Here is a 17,823-nt window from a genome sequence, read left to right on the forward strand (position 1 = left end):
GATGACGATTCCTGTCTGGCTGACCATCGCGCTGCCACTGGCCGGCGCGGCGATCCTGCTCCTGGGGGGACGACGGACCGACGCCTGGGGCCACCTGTTGGGCTGCGCCGCGGCCATCGGGTCGTTCGTCGTCGGCGCCGTGCTCTTCGCCGACATGCTGGGACGTGACGCCGAACACCGCGCGATCCACGAGGCGTTGTTCTCCTGGGTTCCGGTCGGCGGGCTGCAGGTGGACTTCGGGATGCAACTCGACCCGCTGTCGATGTGTTTCGTGTTGCTGATCACTGGTGTCGGCTCGTTGATCCACATCTACTCGATCGGCTACATGGCCGAAGACCCCGGGCGGCGACGGTTTTTCGCGTACCTGAATCTGTTCCTGTCGGCGATGCTGCTTCTGGTGCTCGCCGACAACTACCTCGGCCTCTACGTCGGCTGGGAGGGCGTCGGTCTGGCGTCCTACCTGCTGATCGGTTTCTGGGCGCACAAACCGTCGGCCGCGACGGCGGCAAAGAAGGCTTTCGTCGTCAACCGCGTCGGCGACATGGGCCTGGCCATCGCGATGATGGTGATGTTCGCCTACATCGGGTCGATTTCCTATGCGGGCGTCTTCGCCGCCGCGCCGAACGCCGGCGAGGGGGTGTTGACCGCGATCGGCCTGCTGCTCCTGCTGGCCGCGTGCGGTAAGTCGGCGCAGGTGCCGCTGCAGTCTTGGCTGGGCGACGCGATGGAGGGTCCGACACCGGTTTCGGCGTTGATCCACGCCGCCACGATGGTGACCGCGGGTGTGTACCTCATCGTGCGCTCCGGACCGGTGTTCGACCTTGCCCCCACCGCACAACTGGGCGTCGTCATCGTCGGCGCCGTCACCCTGTTGTTCGGCGCGATCATCGGCTGCGCGAAGGACGACATCAAGAAAGCGCTTGCGGCGTCGACGATGTCGCAGATCGGCTACATGGTGCTGGCCGCGGGACTCGGGCCCGTCGGCTACGCGTTCGCGATCATGCACCTGCTCACCCACGGCTTCTTCAAGGCCGGCCTGTTCCTGGGCGCCGGTTCGGTGATGCACGCGATGGACGACGAGGTCAACATGCGGCGCTACGGCGGCCTGCGTAAAGCGCTGCCGATCACGTTCGTCACATTCGGCCTCGGCTACCTCGCGATCATCGGGGTGCCGCCGCTGGCCGGGTTCTTCTCCAAGGACGGGATCATCGAAGCGGCGCTCGGCGCCGGCGGCGTCAAGGGTTTGATCCTGGGCGGCGTGACGATCCTGGGTGCCGGCATCACCGCGTTCTACATGACCAGGGTGATGTTGATGACGTTCTTCGGCGAGAAGCGTTGGGCTCCCAACACGCATCCGCACGAAGCCCCCGCGGTGATGACATGGCCGATGATCCTGCTGGCCATCGGCTCCGTGGGCTCAGGGGCGGCGTTCGCGATCGGCGGCACGCTGGAGCACTGGCTCGAACCGGTCGTCGGTGCGCACGAGGTACACCACGTCGCACCTGTCTGGGTGGTGACGACGGTGATCCTGACCGTCGTCGCCGTCGGCATCCTCATCGCCTACCGCATGTACGGAAGAAAGCCCGTGCCAGCGGACGTCCCGGACGGTTCGTCGCTCACCGTTGCGGCGCGAAACGATCTGTACGGCGATGCGTTCAACGAGGCGGCGCTGATGCGGCCCGGCCAACTGCTGACCCGCGGGCTCGTCGAGATCGACGAGGAGGCGATCGACGGCGCGGCCACCGGGTTGGCGGGGCTGGTAAGCCGCCTGTCGACGGGTCTGCGGCGCCTACAGACGGGTTACGCCCGCTCCTACGCCCTTTCGATGCTTTCAGGTGCGGTTCTGGTGGTCGCGGCGATCCTGGCGGTGCAACTCTGGTGAACAACTTCCCCTGGCTCACGGTGTTGTGGGCGACGCCCACCGTCGGCGCGGCGCTGACGATCCTGCTGCCCGCCGCCCAGCGGGTGCTGGCCAAGTGGTTCGCGTTGGCCGTCTCGATCGCGGTCCTAGCGATCACCGCCGTTGTGGCGGTCGGCTTCCAACCCGGCGGCGAGCAGTACCAGTTCGTCGAATCCCACCGGTGGATCCCGTCATTCGGCACCGGCTACATCCTCGGTGTCGACGGCATCGCGCTGGCGATCGTCGTGCTCACCGCGGTCCTGGTGCCGCTGCTGATCATCGCGGGCTGGAACGACGCCGACGCCCAGACCGGCCTGCGCGGACGGTCGGTGCAGACCTACCTCGCGTTGACGCTGGCCGTCGAGGGCATGGTCCTGATGTCGCTGGTGTCGCTGGACATCCTGCTGTTCTACGTGTTCTTCGAAGCGATGCTGATTCCGATGTACTTCCTGATCGGCGGCTTCGGCGGCGAGAACCGGAGCAAGGCAGCGGTGAAGTTCCTGCTGTACAACTTGTTCGGCGGTCTGATCATGCTGGCCGCGGTGATCGGTCTGTATGTGGTGACCGCCTCGAGCGACGCGTTCGCCGCGGGCACATTCGACTTCCGCGAGATCGTCACCGCGGTGTCCAGCGGCGAGTTCGCCGTCAACCCCGCCGTGATGAACCTGCTGTTCGGTGGCTTCATGTTCGCGTTCGCGGTCAAGGCGCCGTTGTGGCCGTTCCACCGGTGGCTGCCCGATGCGGCCGTCGAGGCCACCCCGGCCAGCGCGGTGCTGATGATGGCGGTCATGGACAAGGTCGGGACCTTCGGGATGCTGCGGTACTGCCTGCAGTTGTTCCCCGACGCGTCAACGTACTTCCAGCCCCTGGTGGTCACGCTGGCGGTGATCGGCATCGTCTACGGCGCCATTCTTGCGATCGGCCAGACCGACGTGATGCGGTTGATCGCCTACACGTCGATCTCCCACTTCGGGTTCATCATCCTGGGCATCTTCGTGATGACCAGCCAGGGCCAGTCCGGTTCGACGCTGTATATGATCAACCACGGGCTTTCGACGGCCGCTCTGTTCCTGATCGCCGGGTTCTTGGTGTCGCGCAGGGGCACTCGACTGATCCGGGCGTTCGGTGGCGTGCAGAAGGTGGCGCCGGTGATGGCGGGCACGTTCCTCGTCGCCGGACTGGCGACACTGTCGCTGCCCGGTCTGGCGCCGTTCATCAGCGAATTCCTGGTACTCATCGGCACATTCACGCGGTACCCGGTGCTTGCGGTGTTCGCGGCCACGGCGCTGGTGCTGTCGGCGATCTACATCCTGTGGATGTACCAGCGGATGATGACCGGAGCCGTCACCGAGGGCAACGAGCGGGTGCGCGACCTGGTGCCGCGCGAACTCGTCGTCGTCGCACCGTTGATCGCCCTGCTGATCGTGCTGGGGGTGTACCCGAAACCCGCACTGGACGTCATCAACCCCGCGGTCGACCACACCCTGACCACTATCGACCAACCTGACCCCGCACCCAGAATCGCGGAAGGGCCGAGACCATGACCCTCACCCCGCCGACCGTCGAATACGGTCTGGTCTGCCCGATGCTGATCATCTTCGGGGTCGCGATCGCGGGAGTCCTCGTGGAGGCATTGCTCCCGCGGCGGCACCGGTACGGCAGCCAGCTGGTGCTCTGCTTCGGTGGGCTGGCGGCCGCCCTGGTCGCCGTGGTGGTGCTCGCACGTGATCTGCACGGCACCACCGGGCGGTCAGCCGTGATGGGAGCGGTCGTCATCGACTCCCCGGCGCTGTTCCTGCAGGGCACCATCCTGCTCGTCGGCGTGCTCGGCGTCCTGCTGATCGCCGAGCGACAGGTCGGCTCAGAGGTCGCCGACGGTGGTCGCCGCGGCCTGGACGGATTCACCCCCCAGGCGTCGGCCGTACCCGGCAGCGTCGCCGAACAAGTGGCCACCAAGGCCGGCGTGATCCAGACCGAGGTCTTCCCGCTGACGATGTTCGCCATCGGCGGCATGCTGCTGTTCCCGGCATCCGATGACCTGCTGACCATGTTCATCGCGCTGGAGATCCTGTCGCTACCGCTGTACCTGTTGTGCGGTCTGGCGCGTAAGCGTCGCCTGCTGTCCCAAGAGGCAGCGCTGAAATACTTCCTGCTCGGTGCATTCTCGTCGGCGTTCTTCCTCTACGGCGTGGCCATGCTGTACGGATACGCCGGTACGTTGGATCTGGTCGGTATCTCGGAGGCCGTCGCGGCGGGATCGGGTAAGACATCGCTGGCCCTGATCGGGATCGGACTGGTTCTGGTCGGCGTGCTGTTCAAAGTCGGTGCCGTCCCGTTCCACAGCTGGGTCCCCGACGTGTATCAAGGTGCGCCGACTCCGATCACGGCGTTCATGGCTGCGGCGACCAAGATCGCCGCATTCGGCGCGCTGCTGCGCGTGTTCTACGTCGCGGTACCCGGCCTGCAGAACGACTGGCGTCCGGTGCTGTGGGCGATCGCCATCCTCACCATGGTCGTCGGCACCGTGGCAGCGGTGACCCAGTCCGACGTCAAGCGGATGCTGGCGTATTCGGCGGTGTCGCACACCGGTTTCATCCTCACCGGTGTGATCGCCGCGAACGAGGCAGGGCTGTCGTCGACGCTGTTCTATCTGTTCGCGTATGGCTTCAGCACCGTGGGGGCGTTCGCCGTGGTCGGCCTGGTTCGCGACGGTGCCGGCGAGGAAGACACCCCAATGGCCCGCTGGGCGGGGCTCGGGCGTCGCTATCCGATTGTGGGGATTGTTTTTTCGCTGTTCCTCCTCGCGTTCGCCGGGATCCCGCTGACCAGCGGCTTCGTGGCGAAGTTCGCGGTGTTCAAGGCCGCCGGCGAGGGCGGAGCGATGCCGTTGGTGGTTGTCGGCGTCCTCGCAAGCGCGATCGCCGCGTACTTCTACGTGCGGGTGATCGTGTTGATGTTCTTCACCGATCCGCCCGAGAACGCCCCGACGCTGGTGGTGCCGAGTGCGCTCAGCACGACGATCGTGACGGTCACCGCGGCGGTCACGTTCGCGTTGGGCGCGCTGCCGCAGCCGCTTCTGGATCTGGCCAACAACGCCGACCAGTTCCTGCGTTAGTCGCGGGACAGCAGGCCGACCTGACGGTAGGCGGATTCGAGGTAGCGTCGCATCTGCCGCTCGGTTGGCGGATTCGGTTGCAGCACCCGGTAGGTCACCGCGCCGGCCAACATGTCCACGAGAACGTCGAGGTCGGCATCCTCGTCGACCGCGCCGCCGCGCTGCGCGCGCTCGAACATGGCGAAGGCAAGGTCACGGCGGGGCTGGATGTAGCGGTCCCAGTACATCCGCATCAGCTCGGGGTGCGTGACGGCGGACCCGTAGATCTGTGCGATCAATGCGCGAAAGCGAGGATCGGTCGCCGTGCGAGCGGCTCTGGATATGTTATGTCGCAACAGATCACGAACATCGCCGGCGGTGATCTCCTCGCGGGTGGGCCACTGTATGTCCGTGCTCACATGCGCCTCGATCGCATCCGCGACGAGTTGCTCCTTTCCCGACCACCGGCGGTAGATCGTGGGTTTGCCGACGCCGGCGCGTTTGGCCACCTGCTCGATGCTCATACCCCCGATCCCGAGTTCGATGAACACGTCGATCGCCGCCTGCAAGATGGCGGTGTCGAGGTCTTTGGCGCGTGGCCGGCCCCGACGCGGCGTCGTCATCGCACGCTGCCTCTTGCCAGCACACGACTCAGCCATCGGCGCAACGCTTTTGGCTGTCGTCCGCGCCAGGCGAGGTGGCCGTCGGGGCGCACCAGCATCGGATCGCCATCGATGCGCCGATGGATGACGGCGATCCGGGTCTCGCCGAGGTGCTCGGTCGCGATCCTCGCCAGGTCGTCGTTCGCCCCCAGAAGCCCCCAGCGGCCGTGTAGTTCGTCGCCCGAGATCCCGGGCACGCGGTCACCTGGACGCAGGCCCGACAACCGACAAGACCGATCCGCCAACGGACCCCGGCGATACGTCACCCACAACTGCGAGGTCCGGTAGGTCACCCAACGCTGCACTGCGGGCAGGTTCATCACCGGGACCACGACACGGTCGCGAATGAAGCGGCCGACGCTGCTCTGCGCCACATTGACTTTCGTGACCGCGCTTGTGTTGCGCAGCACCTCGGTGGCGAGCGGACGTCGTTCAGCCTCGTATGTGTCGAGAAGCCTCTCGTCGGCAGCGCCCGCCGTGACGAGCGCCAGTTTCCACGCCAGGTTCTCGGCGTCCCCGAGGCCCGTCAGCATCCCCTGTCCGCCGAACGGCGCATGGGTGTGCGCCGCGTCGCCTGCGATCAGCACCCGGCCACGCCGGTACGTGCTCGCCAATCGGCGGTGCACGCTGAACATCGACAGCCACTCCGCGTGCTCGATCGGTGCAGAACGACCGGTGCGCTCCGGAATGATCCGCTTCAACCGCGCGAGCATCTCATCGTCCGTGGGCTTCTTCTGCCCCGAGTGCGGATCGTAAGCGATGATGCGCCACAGACCATCGGGCATCGGCATCGCTCCGAGCATGCCGTCCTGGTGTAGCCAGCCGGTCGTGCCTGAGCGGTCGAGGTTCCAGTCGATGCGGAGGTCGGCGAGCAGGAAGCGTTCGGTGAGACGCACCCCGGGGAAGTCGATGCCCGCGGCGCGACGGGTGGCGCTGCCGGCACCGTCGCAGCCGATCAGCCAGTCGGCGGTGAGGTCGTTCCCACCGGCGAGGACGGCCGTGACGGTCCCGCCGTGCTGGTGGACATCGGTAAGCTCTGTACTCCAACTGATTTCACCACCCAGTTCGGTGAGCCGGTCTCGGAGAGCGGCCTCGACCGCCGCTTGGGAGATCACCATCGGCGGAGCGGCGGTGTCCATACCGGGGTCGCCGAAACGGATGCGCATGATCGGCTTGTCGCCCAGGTAGGTCAGGATGCTCATCGCCCGCACCGACCGTTCGGGAAGGTCGCCGAGCGCACCGAGACGGTCGAGCACCTCGGAGCCGCGGGCGTGCAGGAAGTTGGCGCGCGACGTCGTGGCGGGCGCGGCCGCCGCGTCGATCACCCGGACACGGACACCCCGCAGCAGCAGACCACACGCGGCCGCCAGACCCGTCGGCCCTGCGCCGACCACGAGAACGTCGGAAACCATCGGCTCCTCTTTCGTTACGGCACCGTTTCGTAAATACGATAGGCGATAACCATGCCGCGCGCTAGATTCGGTTCCCATGACCGAACCGCTGGTGCTCGTCGACGACCGTGGTCCCGTACGGGTGCTGACCCTCAACCGGCCGGAGGCTCGAAACGCCTTGAGTCGTGGACTGATCAAGGCCACTCACAACGCGCTCACCGAGGCCGACGCCGACGAGTCCGTCAACGCCGTGGTCCTCACCGGCAAAGACCCCGCGTTCTGCGCCGGCGTCGACCTCAAGGAGGCGCAACGCGACGGGTTGAGCTATTTCGAGGAGTTCCGGTCGCAGAGTTGCATCGCCGCGACGGGCAACATGTGCACTCCGATCGTCGGCGCCATCAACGGAGCGACCTTCACCGGTGGGCTGGAGATGGCGCTGGGCTGCGATTTCCTGATCGCCTCCGAACGCGCCGTGTTCGCCGACACGCACGCCAGGGTCGGCATCCTGCCCGGAGGCGGCATGACCGCCCGACTCCCCCAGGTGGTGGGGCTGGCCATGGCCCGGCGGCTGTCGATGACCGGCGAGGTCGTCGATGCCGCGCGCGCCGAGCGCATCGGTCTGGTCACCGAGGTCGTCGCCCACGACCGGCTGGTCGACCGCGCCGTCGAACTGGCTGCGCAGATCGCCGAGGTGCCTGCGTCAGTCATGCTCGGCCTGAAGGAGATCTACACGACGGGCGCGGCCGCGGTGATCGATCCCGCGCTGGCCGCCGAGGAGAAGATCGCGTTCGCCCAGCACCGGGATTTCGCCGGCCTCGGCGACCGTTTCCAGGCCACCTCGGAGCGCAACAAACGCCAGATCGACAGCTGACCCTCTGTACCTTCTGTGCCGCGAATGTGCCTGTCTGCTGACGACGCGCGGGCGTTCTGCGACGGTTTTCGCACGCTCGGGGGCGTCGAACGTGCGCAAACTGTCGAGTTTTCGCGGCGTGTCGTGTGCAAACATGCACGCTCGCGCAACGGGAGTGAGGGCGCGACAGCGCAACGGGAGTGAGGGTCAGCGGCGCTGGCGCAGCAGGATGAATTCGACTGTGCGGCTGCCGCCGAACTCGGGTCGCGGGGTCGTCGTCGACTCCACCTGTTTGCGCGCGTGCACCGTGATCGGGGTGTGCGGGTCGAGCACCGACAGGTAAACCCTGTGCTCGGCAAGTGACGTGACCGCACGCTCGAAGGCTCCCTCGTCGATCACCTCGACATGCGTTGCCTCCGGCCCGTTCTGAAACAGCCAGCGCGGCGGGTGGGGCAGGCTGTCGTAGGCCTCGACGACGGCCGCAGCGAACTCCATGTGATCGCGCTGGTTGGGTGCGCCGGGCGACCACTCGGGGCCCCCGTAGATGCTGATCACCACATCGGGCTCGAGTTCACTGATCGCCTCGACGATCCTCGCCCGCAGTTCGGGACTGTTGCGGATCTCGCCGTCCGCGAACTCCCAGAACCGGACGTCGGCCACGCCGACGACCGCTGCCGATCGCATCTGTTCGTGCTCTCGCAGCGGGCCGGCCTGTTCGAGGGCCATCCCCGCGATACCCGCTTCGCCGCGACTCGCCAGTGCGTAATGGACCCGCCTACCCTGGGAAGTCCATTTCGCCACCGCCGCGGCACACCCGTACTCGGGATCGTCGGGGTGCGGCACCAGCACGAGTGCGGAACGCCAGTCGGAGGGGAACGCGTCAAACACGCCTCTATGCCACCACACCGTGCACGACGATGGCGGTGGTCTGCTCAACCCAGTCGTCGCCGAGCGGCTCGCCCGGCCGCACCAGCATCCGAAGCAGCGTCGCCCCGCCGATCACCTCGACCAACCGGTCCGGGTCGACGTCGGGATAGACCTCACCCCGCCGAACCGCGTCGGCCACCCGGTCGCGCACCGCCGCAAACACACCGGTGAACCGGTCCATCACGCGCACGTTGAGTTCGTCGTCGGCGACCATGTCGGCAATCAGACCGGGCAACGCCGCCCGCACCACCGCAGAGGCGAATACATCGCGGGTGGCGGTGAGCATGGCGCGGATGTCGGCGGCGATGTCCCCCGGCGGGGTGGCGATCGCGGTCGGCGCGGCGGGGAACGCCGCTTCGTGCACCAGCTCGGCCTTGCTCGACCACCGGCGGTACAGCGCGGTCTTGGTGGTGCCCGCCCGCTCGGCCACCGCGGCGATCGTCAGATTCGAATATCCGATCTCCGCAAGGAGATCCGCCGTCGCGCGCAATATGGCAGCGTCAATGCGTGGATCCCGGGGCCGCCCGGCGCCCGGGGTCTTGTCAACCGATGACGCGTCTGGTTTCATAACGCTACCCACCGTATCGTAATTATCGGCGAAAGAAGAGACTGTGGCCAACGAACCGGCTGTCGAAGACGTCAGCCGCCTCGAACATTCCAGTCGCGATCTGTCCACCCTGCCCGGTGTGATGTCTCGATGGCTGTCGACCGTCCTGCCGGACGGGGCGGCACCGGAGATCACCGTGGAAAGTGGCGTCGACGCCAATGGGATGTCCTCGGAGACGATCATCCTGACCGGACGATGGTCCGCCGACGGGCAAGCGCAGGTCCAGAAATGGGTGGCGCGGGTGGCGCCGACCACCGAGGACGTTCCGGTGTTCTCGTCGTACCGGATGGATCACCAGTTCGACGTGATCCGGTTGGTGCAGGAGAAGACCGACGTTCCGGTGCCGCAGGTGCGGTGGCTGGAGAACAGCGGCGACGTGCTCGGTACTCCGTTCTTCCTGATGGACTACGTCGACGGCCGGGTGCCGCCCGATGTCATGCCGTACACGTTCGGCGGGAACTGGTTCGCCGACTCCCCCGCCGAACAGCGCCGCGAACTGCAGGACGCCACAGTCGGCGTGATCGCCGAACTGCATTCGATTCCCGAGCCCGAGACGGTGTTCGGATTTCTCAACGATGGTTCCGACCAGAATGCGTTGCGGCGCAACCTCAACTGGCTTCAGGACTGGTATCAGTTCGCCGTCCCCGAGATCGGGCGCTCATCGCTGGTCGAACGGGCCCTCGACTGGCTGGAAGCCAACTGGCCCGCCGACGCCGCAGCGAACGACCCTGTCCTGGTATGGGGCGACTCGCGCGTCGGCAACGTGCTGTACTCCGGCTATCAGCCGGTGGCCGTCCTCGACTGGGAGATGGCCACACTCGGACCGCGCGAGATGGATGCGGCGTGGATGATCTTCGCGCACAACGTCTTCCAGGAGCTGGCTGGCCTTGCCGGATTGCCGGGGCTGCCCGACTTCATGCGCGAGGAGGACGTCAAGAAGACCTATGCGGCGCTGACCGGGGTCGAACTCGGCGACCTGAACTGGTTCTACGTCTACTCCGGCGTGATCTGGGCGTGTGTGTTCATGCGTACCAGCGCGCGGCGAGTGCGGTTCGGCGAGATCGAACGACCCGACGACGTCGAATCGCTGTTCTATCACGGCGCGCTGTTGAAACGACTCATTGGAGATGACTCCTGATGCTCGGTCCCACCGACGAATTCCCGATTCACCAGATCCCCCAACCCATCGCGTGGCCGGGATCGTCCGACCGCAACTTCTACGACCGGTCCTACTTCAATGCCCACGACCGCACCGGCGACATCTTCGTGATCACCGGTCTCGGGTACTACCCGAACCTGGGCGTGAAGGACGCGTTCGTGCTCGTGAGGCGGGGCGACACCCAGACCGCGGTGCACCTGTCGGACGGGATCGACTCCGACCGGCTCAATCAGCACGTGCTCGGCTACCGCGTCGAGGTCACCGAACCGCTGCGCAAGCTGCGGATCGTGCTCGAGGAGACCGAGGGCATCGCCGTCGACCTGACCTGGAACGGTCTGTTCGACGCCATCCAGGAGCAGCGGCACATCCTACGCACCGGCACCCGAATCACGTTGGACGCCCAGCGGTTCGCGCAGGTCGGGTCCTGGAGCGGCACGATCGCCGTCGACGGCGAGGAGATCACGGTCGACCCGGACGTGTGGATCGGCAGCCGCGACCGGTCGTGGGGCATCCGCCCCATCGGGGAGGCCGAGCCCGCCGGCCGCCCCGCCGATCCCCCGTTCGAGGGCATGTGGTGGCTCTACGTGCCGATGGCGTTCGACGACTTCGGCATCTGCCTGATCATCCAAGAGGATCCGACCGGTTTCCGCAGCCTCAACGACTGCACCCGCATCTGGCACGACGGTCGCGTCGAACAGCTCGGCTGGCCGCGGGTGAAGATCCACTACACCTCGGGCACCCGAATCCCCTACGGCGCCACCATCGAAGCGACCACCCCGGATGGATCGCCGGTGGTGTTCGAGGTCGAGTCGAAGCTGGCGGTACCGATCCACATCGGCGGTGGATACGGCGGTGACTCGGATTGGCTGCACGGCGTGTGGAAGGGCGACAAGTTCAGCGAACGCCTCACCTACGACATGGCCGATCCGGCGGTCAACGGCCGCGCCATGTTCGGCGTCATCGACCACGTCGGCCGCGCCGAGTGCACCGAAGGCGGCAAGACCAGCGAAGGGTGGGGCCTGTTCGAACACGGTGCGCTCGGCCGACATGACCCGTCGGGCTTCAAGGACTGGTTGACCCTGGCCGACTGAGCCGACTGAGCGGTTCCGGTGCGCCAACCGTCGCTGCGCGATCAGTAGCGCACCGAGATCACCACGAGGGCCGCAGCGGCGAGCGCCTCGACCGAGAAGTAGAACCAGTTCGGGTAGAACGACGTTCGCTGGTCGACGACCGCCGACACCACACGACCGAACGCCATCCCGGCCAGCGCGGCCCCGACCGTGAACACCGCACCCGCGCGCAACGCCCCGCCGTCGGCCACCGCATACGCCAGGACACCGGCGATGGCCACTCCGAAACCCCCGTAGACCGCGCGCACCTCCGCCCGCGCCGCGGCGCCGCCGAGCGTGGTGCCGAACGGCCGGACAAGCGCCCCCGGTGCGGCGAGCGCATAGACCCCCATCCCGGCGAAGAACACGGCGATCATCGCCACGATTGCGTCTGCCACGGTAGCCTCCCGTCAATCGACCAGGAGGCCAGCATGACCGCATATGCGGCTGACGCGCTTCCACAAACCTGCTGTCCGAGGGTGTGGTTGTGGCCCGGCCAGGCGCTGTACGCCGGGCCGAGCCTCAAGCTCGCGCCGCATTCGGGATCGGTGTGGTGTCTGGCGGTCGGTATCGGTGGACCGCTCACCGTCGAGAGCCAACACCGCGAGCGCGTCGACGCACGCAGCGTGCTCATCCCGCCGCGGCTCACGCACCGACTGACCTGCCACGGCACCGGCCTGGTGTCGTGCTACCTCGAGCCCATGTCGGACCGCGCCCAGAGTTGTCGCGCGAAGGTCGGCGAAGGCAACGGAGAAGTCGGCGCCGGACACGTCGACGAGGAGCGCCTGCAGTTCGTGCCGCTCGACGACGACGGTGCGTCCCACTGGCTCGGTGTGGCCGCACCCGCAGCGGACCGGCGTATCGATCCGCGAATCGCCCGCGCTGCCAACCGGATTCGTGAGCACCCGGCCGGTTCGGTCACCTCGCGCGAGCTGGCTGCGGATGTGGGCCTTTCGGAGTCGCGGTTCCTTCATCTGTTCCGCGACGAGCTGGGCACGACCGTCCGCCGTTACCGGCTGTGGCTGCGATTGCTGGACGCGGGCCGAGCCCTCGCCGACGGCAACAACCTCACCGACGCCGCGATGCGGACCGGTTTCGCCAGCCCGTCGCACTTATCCGACCGCTTCAAGTCGACGTTCGGACTGTCCGCCTCGACGCTTCTGGCCGCCGGTGTGGCGGTCAGGGTGCCGAACTAGCCTGTGCGCTCAGGCGACCGGCGCCACCCGCACCGGTGCGCGGCCGAACACCATCGACTCCTCGATCCGGTCAAGGCGGTGGTCGATCGCGTCGAGCACATAGTTGTGCCGGACGTTCCACGGCCGGTGCGTGCCCGACTTCGGCAGCACATGTCCCGCACGTTGTACGTAGCCGGCGTTGATGTTCCACGCGGGCTTTTCCGCCATGGGCTTGTCCCCGAGATGCGGGTATGCGTGCGTGTAGCCGTGAGAGTCCATGTAGGAGATCAGTTTTGCGAATGCCCGAGCGGTCAGGTCGGCGCGCAATGTCCACGAGGCGTTGATGTAGCCGACGCACCAGGCCAGGTTGGGCACGTCCTCGAGCATGTGCTCCTTGTAGACGAACCGGTCCTGCGGTTTGACCTCCTCGCCGTCGATGCTGATCAAAACCCCGCCCAGCGCCTGCAATTGGATGCCGGTCGCGGTGATGAGCACGTCGGCGTCGATCCGCTGCCCGGACCGCAGCACGACGCCGGATGGGTCGATGTGGTCGATCCGGTCGGTCACCACGTCGAGGCGGCCCGTGTTGATCGCGTCGTAGAAGTCGTTGTCGAGCATCGCGCACAACCGTTGGTCCCACGGGTCGTAACGCGGCTTGAAGTGCTTGTCGACCGGATAGCCCCTGGGCAGATTGCGTTTGGCGTAGTTGCGGATGTACCGCCTGCTGAGCTTGGGCGCCGCCTTGGCGAACGCGTAGATGAACACCGTGAAGATGGTGTTGTAGATGCGCGCGCCCCAGTAACCGGCCCGGCCGGGCAACACCTTGCGCAGCGCCTGCACGATCGGGTTGATCCGCGGTCCGCTGAGCATGTAGGTGGGCGAGCGCTGCAGCATCGTCACGTGGCCGGCCTTCTCGCTCAGCGACGGGATCATGCTCACCGCCGTCGCACCGCTGCCGATGACCACGATGCGCTTGCCGGTGTAGTCCAGCGACTCCGGCCAATGCTGCGGGTGTACGACCTCTCCGCTGAACTCGTCTAGGCCGGGGAAATCCGGAAGGTAGGGCTCGTCGTAGTTGTAGTAACCGGTGCCGAAGAACAGGAAGCGACTCCGGTACGTCTTGGGGGTCCCGTCCTGTTCGGTGTGCACCGTCCACGTGTCGGTAGACGAGTCCCAGTCGGCCGACAACGCGTGGGTGTTGAACCGGATGTGTTCGTCGATGCCGTGCTTGCGGGCGGTCTGAACCAGGTAGTCGCGGATGTCGGGCCCGTCGGCGACGTTTTCCGGCCGGGTCCAGGGCTCGAACGGGTAGCTCAGCGTGAAGATGTCGCTATCGGACCGGATGCCCGGATAGCGGTGCAGATCCCAGGTGCCGCCGATGCGTGCCCGCCGCTCCAGCACCTTGTAGGACGTGTGCGGGTTCTTCTCCTGCAGGCGGTAGGCCGCGCCGATCCCTGAGATGCCCGCGCCGATGATCAGCACATCGGAGTAATCGTCAACACGCTCTTCGCGCCCATTGGCACTCATCCGCAACCTCCTTTGGTCCCGCTGAGTACCACCATAGGAGTCAACCTGTCAGTGCGTCGACGATCTCGGCCAGCGCATCGATCGCGATGGGTCCGGGTTGGTAGAGGCAGACGCGGTCGGACACCCCGTCGACGCGGTCGCGGATGTGGGCGGCGATCTCGGCCGGGGTGCCGCACGCGGCGATGGTGTGCAGCACCTCGTCGTCGATAAGGGTGCCCATCTCCTGCCACCGGCCCTGTTTGGACAGCGCGTTGAGCTCGGGTTGCAGTTCGCCCCAGCCGTGCACGTCGAGCACCGGGCGGTAGGCCGGAGTGGAGCCGTAGAACGCCAACAGCCGGCGCGCGGCGTCGTGGGCGGCATCGTGCGTACCGACCGACACGATGATCTCGGGCACCAGCGCGAAGTCGTCGAGGGAGCGCCCCGACTCCGACAGGCCCGCGCGGACCTCGGGCATCGTCGCCTCGTGCAGGAATCGCTTCGAGCCGAACGGCATGACCAGCAGGCCGTCGGCGACGGCGGCGGTGGCGCGGGTCAGCTTGGGGCCGAGCGCGCCGAGATAGATCGGCGGAGGGCCGTACGGGTTGGGGCCCGGGTTGAACGTCGGGGTCATCAGCGTGTGCCGGAAGTATTGGCCGTGAAAGTCGAGACGCTCGCCGGTCTCCCAGGCGGTGAACACCGCCCGCAGCGCGGCGACCATCTCCTTCATGCGGGCGACCGGGCGGTCGAACGCCGCGCCGTATCGCTTCTCGACCTGTGTGCGCACCTGCGTTCCGAGGCCCAGCGTGAAGCGGCCCTCCGCGAGCACCTGATGGTCGTAGGCCTGGTGGGCGAGCTGGATGGGGTTGCGCGGAAACGCAATGGCGACGTTGGTCATCAGGTCCAGACCGCCCACCGTCGACGCCAGCGTCAGCGGCGCGAACACGTCGTGGGGTCCTTCGAAGGTGAACACGCCGCTGGCGCCCGCGTCGCGCAACGCGTGCGCCCGCTCGATCGCATCGGTTGGGCCGAACAACGCTGTCATGATCTTCACGGCGTGAGAGCCTAATCGCGTGACCATCCAAGCCAGTGCCGACGCGGTCGTGGTGGGCGCCGGATTCGCCGGTTTGGCGGCGGCGCGCGAGTTGGTTCGGCTCGGTTACGACGTCGTCGTCCTCGAGGGCCGCGACCGGGTGGGTGGACGGTCGTCGACGGCGACGATCGCCGGCGTGCCCGTCGACCTCGGCGGTACCTTCATCGGACCCACGCAGGACGCCGTGGAAGAACTGGCTGCCGAACTGGGCTGTCAGACGGTGCCGACCTTTAGCGGCGGTAAGAACTTGATCCGGTGGCGGGGCCGGGTCCGCTCGTACCGCAGCACGATCCCCCGGCTGTCGATCATCGAACTGCTCGACGTGTCGCGCATCCAGTGGCGCTTCGAGCGCGCTTGTCGGCGGGTGGCCGTCGAGGCGCCGTGGACCGCCCCGCACGCGCACGCCCTGGACTCCCTGTCGCTGGACGGCTGGCTGAAGTCGGTGCACGCGAGCGCCGGAACGCGAGACCTGATGGCGATCATGTCTCGGGTGACCTGGGGCTGCGAGCCCGACGCGGTGTCGATGCTGCACGCCGTGCGCTATGTCAGGGCCGCGGGCGGTCTGGACCGCATGCTCGACGTCGAGGGCGGCGCTCAGCAGAGTCGGTTCCCCGGCGGCACCCAGCAGATCGCGATCCGGATGGCCGAGGAGTTGGGCTCGCGCGTCGTGCTCGACGCCGCCGTGCGCGGCATCGACCGCCACAGCGACGGCACCCTCACCGTGACATCTGATCGAGGTGCGGTGCGCACCAAGGCCGTCGTCGTCGCGATCCCTCCCGAACACCGCCAGGCGATCGAGTTCTCACCCGAGCTGCCCGCCGAGTACGGCAAGCTCGCGCAGCACTGGCCCCAGGGCAACTTGAGCAAGGCATACGCCGCGTACGAGAAGCCGTTCTGGCGCGCGAAAGGGCTTTCGGGAGAGGCGCTTTCCGACGAAGGACCGGTTTTCATCACGTTCGACGTCAGCCCGTCCGACGACGGGTCCGGCAGCGGGGGTGGACCCGGCATCCTGCTGGGTTTCGTCGATTCCCGCTCGTTCGACTCGTTACCGGCGGCGCAGCGCCGGGAGCGGGTGCTTTCGGGTTTCGCGGGGCTGTTCGGCGACGCCGCACTGGACCCGATCGACTATCTCGACCACTGCTGGGGTGCAGAGGATTTCGCGCCAGGAGGGCCGACGGCGGCCGTGCCACCCGGCTCGTGGACGACATACGGCCCGTGGCTGCGCAAACCGATCGACGGGATCTATTGGGCGGGAACCGAAACCGCTGACGCCTGGACGGGTTTCCTGGACGGCGCCGTCCGGTCCGGCAGGCGCGCCGCCGACGAAGTGCATCGCGCGCTGAGTGCCTGATCAGGAACTGACGCGGCGCTCGGCGGCCACCGACTCGATCAGGCCTCGCAGGTGCATGTTCACCTCGTCGGGACGCTCCAGGATGGCGCAGTGCCCGCCGGCCAACTCCACGAACTCGCTCAGATTGGGCGCCGCCTCGGCGATCCGACGAGACGACGTCAGCGGCAGCAGCCGGTCCTTGCGGCTGCCGATCACCAACGTCGGCACGACCAGGTTGTTCAGCCCGATGTGTTGCGGTCCGAGATGGTCGACCAGCGTGCGGGCCCAGCCGCCTCGACCGACCGGCGAGGTCGCGGCGAACAGTTCATGTACGAACGAGGCGATCGCGGGATCGGCGTCGCGGCCCACCGCCAGCATCGACACGAAGCGCTGGTTCGGTCCGTAGATGGCGCGCGGCAGTGGCGTCGCGCCGAACGTCTTCAGAAAGGTCCCCGCGGTGCGGACGCGGACGTTGGCCAGCGGCGCGGGCACGGGCAGCAACTTGACGTTGCGCAACAGATCGCCGGTGGTGGTGTTGATGAGGGCAACGCCGTCGGCGCGTTCGGTCACCCGCTCGGCGTAGCGCTCGGCCCACGAGGTGATCGCGATGCCACCCATCGAATGGCCGGCGAAGACCGCCCGCTCACCGGGCGCCAGCGTCGCATCCAGCACGGAGTCGAGGTCTGCGGCCAGATGGTCGAGGCTGTAGGCGCCGCGGCGCACCGGGACCGCGCTGCGGCCGTGACCGCGGTGGTCGAACGCGATCACGCGGTAGTCCCGCGACAGGTCGGCGATCTGATGGGCCCACACCCGCAGCGCACACGTGATGCCGTGCGCCAGCACGATCGGATAGCCGTCCTCGCGGCCGAAGACCTCGGCGTGCAGGCGGATGCCGTCCCTGGAGCGCACCTCGACGGCGCGTCCGGGCGGGAGGGACTGAGCGGGGGCGAAGGCCGAAACCCTCGACCGGCTGCGGGGACCACTGCTCATGTGCGCTCCGTTCGAACTCGGCAACGTTGCCGG

16 protein-coding genes are annotated in these 17,823 nt (G+C 67.3%); 8 read left to right on the forward strand and 8 right to left on the reverse strand.

The features are described from left to right. Window position 1: 1 nt before the first annotated feature. The 3 genes from nuoL to nuoN are packed head-to-tail and all read left to right on the forward strand — an operon-like array spanning window position 2 to window position 5,015. On the forward strand, window positions 2-1,882 hold the full coding sequence (gene nuoL / locus AAHH99_RS09570) for an NADH-quinone oxidoreductase subunit L (protein ID WP_418768439.1): 1,881 nt from the start codon (window positions 2-4) through the stop codon (window positions 1,880-1,882). After that, window positions 1,876-3,444: an NADH-quinone oxidoreductase subunit M gene (locus AAHH99_RS09575; protein WP_418769574.1), complete on the forward strand. Its 1,569-nt coding sequence runs from the start codon at window positions 1,876-1,878 to the stop codon at window positions 3,442-3,444. Before nuoL ends, AAHH99_RS09575 begins: the two co-directional genes overlap by 7 nt. Beyond that, window positions 3,441-5,015 (forward strand): NADH-quinone oxidoreductase subunit NuoN, encoded by a 1,575-nt coding sequence (gene nuoN, locus AAHH99_RS09580; protein WP_418768440.1) that lies wholly within the window; start codon window positions 3,441-3,443, stop codon window positions 5,013-5,015. The genes AAHH99_RS09575 and nuoN overlap by 4 nt, the downstream gene beginning before the upstream one ends. Here the strand turns inward: nuoN and AAHH99_RS09585 are convergent. Then, window positions 5,012-5,617 carry a TetR/AcrR family transcriptional regulator gene (locus AAHH99_RS09585; RefSeq protein WP_418768441.1) on the reverse strand — a complete coding sequence of 202 codons (606 nt, stop codon included), beginning with the start codon at window positions 5,615-5,617 and terminating at the stop codon, window positions 5,012-5,014. The two genes, nuoN and AAHH99_RS09585, sit on opposite strands and share 4 nt — an antisense overlap. After that, a complete protein-coding gene (locus AAHH99_RS09590; protein ID WP_418768442.1) occupies window positions 5,614-7,068 on the reverse strand; it encodes an FAD-dependent oxidoreductase in 1,455 nt (484 codons plus the stop codon). Before AAHH99_RS09590 ends, AAHH99_RS09585 begins: the two co-directional genes overlap by 4 nt. Before the next feature lie 76 nt (window positions 7,069-7,144). Here AAHH99_RS09590 and AAHH99_RS09595 point away from each other — a divergent pair, with 76 nt between their 5' ends. Then, window positions 7,145-7,918, forward strand: a complete 774-nt coding sequence (locus AAHH99_RS09595) for an enoyl-CoA hydratase (RefSeq protein ID WP_418768443.1) — start codon at window positions 7,145-7,147, stop codon at window positions 7,916-7,918. 186 nt (window positions 7,919-8,104) lie between these two features. On the opposite strand, the gene AAHH99_RS09600 is transcribed toward AAHH99_RS09595, so the two are convergent. Continuing rightward, window positions 8,105-8,785 carry a PIG-L deacetylase family protein gene (locus AAHH99_RS09600; RefSeq protein WP_418768444.1) on the reverse strand — a complete coding sequence of 227 codons (681 nt, stop codon included), beginning with the start codon at window positions 8,783-8,785 and terminating at the stop codon, window positions 8,105-8,107. A gap of 4 nt (window positions 8,786-8,789) precedes the next feature. After that, the gene (locus AAHH99_RS09605) at window positions 8,790-9,392 is read right to left on the reverse strand and encodes a TetR/AcrR family transcriptional regulator (RefSeq protein WP_418768445.1); all 603 of its coding nucleotides are present in this window, start codon (window positions 9,390-9,392) and stop codon (window positions 8,790-8,792) included. 43 nt (window positions 9,393-9,435) lie between these two features. On the opposite strand from AAHH99_RS09605, the gene AAHH99_RS09610 reads away from it, so the two are divergent. Together AAHH99_RS09610 and AAHH99_RS09615 are read left to right on the forward strand one after the other, a co-directional pair. Continuing rightward, window positions 9,436-10,569 (forward strand): phosphotransferase family protein, encoded by a 1,134-nt coding sequence (locus AAHH99_RS09610; protein ID WP_418768446.1) that lies wholly within the window; start codon window positions 9,436-9,438, stop codon window positions 10,567-10,569. Beyond that, complete coding sequence (locus AAHH99_RS09615; RefSeq protein ID WP_418768447.1) at window positions 10,569-11,681, forward strand: hypothetical protein; 1,113 nt, start codon at window positions 10,569-10,571, stop codon at window positions 11,679-11,681. The genes AAHH99_RS09610 and AAHH99_RS09615 overlap by 1 nt, the downstream gene beginning before the upstream one ends. 41 nt (window positions 11,682-11,722) lie before the next feature. Here the strand turns inward: AAHH99_RS09615 and AAHH99_RS09620 are convergent, their stop codons facing one another. Further along, window positions 11,723-12,097 (reverse strand): DUF4345 family protein, encoded by a 375-nt coding sequence (locus AAHH99_RS09620; RefSeq protein ID WP_418768448.1) that lies wholly within the window; start codon window positions 12,095-12,097, stop codon window positions 11,723-11,725. 33 nt (window positions 12,098-12,130) lie between these two features. On the opposite strand from AAHH99_RS09620, the gene AAHH99_RS09625 reads away from it, so the two are divergent. After that, window positions 12,131-12,895, forward strand: a complete 765-nt coding sequence (locus AAHH99_RS09625) for a helix-turn-helix domain-containing protein (protein ID WP_418768449.1) — start codon at window positions 12,131-12,133, stop codon at window positions 12,893-12,895. 9 nt (window positions 12,896-12,904) lie between these two features. On the opposite strand, the gene AAHH99_RS09630 is transcribed toward AAHH99_RS09625, so the two are convergent. Both AAHH99_RS09630 and AAHH99_RS09635 read right to left on the reverse strand, forming a co-directional pair. Continuing rightward, the gene (locus tag AAHH99_RS09630; RefSeq protein WP_418768450.1) at window positions 12,905-14,401 is read right to left on the reverse strand and encodes a flavin-containing monooxygenase; all 1,497 of its coding nucleotides are present in this window, start codon (window positions 14,399-14,401) and stop codon (window positions 12,905-12,907) included. Between the two features lie 40 nt (window positions 14,402-14,441). Further along, window positions 14,442-15,422, reverse strand: a complete 981-nt coding sequence (locus tag AAHH99_RS09635) for a TIGR03617 family F420-dependent LLM class oxidoreductase (protein WP_418769575.1) — start codon at window positions 15,420-15,422, stop codon at window positions 14,442-14,444. Window positions 15,423-15,450: 28 nt separating this feature from the next. Here AAHH99_RS09635 and AAHH99_RS09640 point away from each other — a divergent pair, with 28 nt between their 5' ends. Next, the gene (locus tag AAHH99_RS09640) at window positions 15,451-16,821 is read left to right on the forward strand and encodes a flavin monoamine oxidase family protein (RefSeq protein WP_418768451.1); all 1,371 of its coding nucleotides are present in this window, start codon (window positions 15,451-15,453) and stop codon (window positions 16,819-16,821) included. On the opposite strand, the gene AAHH99_RS09645 is transcribed toward AAHH99_RS09640, so the two are convergent. Further along, window positions 16,822-17,790 (reverse strand): alpha/beta fold hydrolase, encoded by a 969-nt coding sequence (locus AAHH99_RS09645; RefSeq protein ID WP_418768452.1) that lies wholly within the window; start codon window positions 17,788-17,790, stop codon window positions 16,822-16,824. Window positions 17,791-17,823: the final 33 nt, after the last annotated feature.

The sequence above is a fragment of the Mycobacterium neumannii genome (assembly GCF_048452905.1).
GTDB lineage: Bacteria > Actinomycetota > Actinomycetes > Mycobacteriales > Mycobacteriaceae > Mycobacterium > Mycobacterium neumannii_B.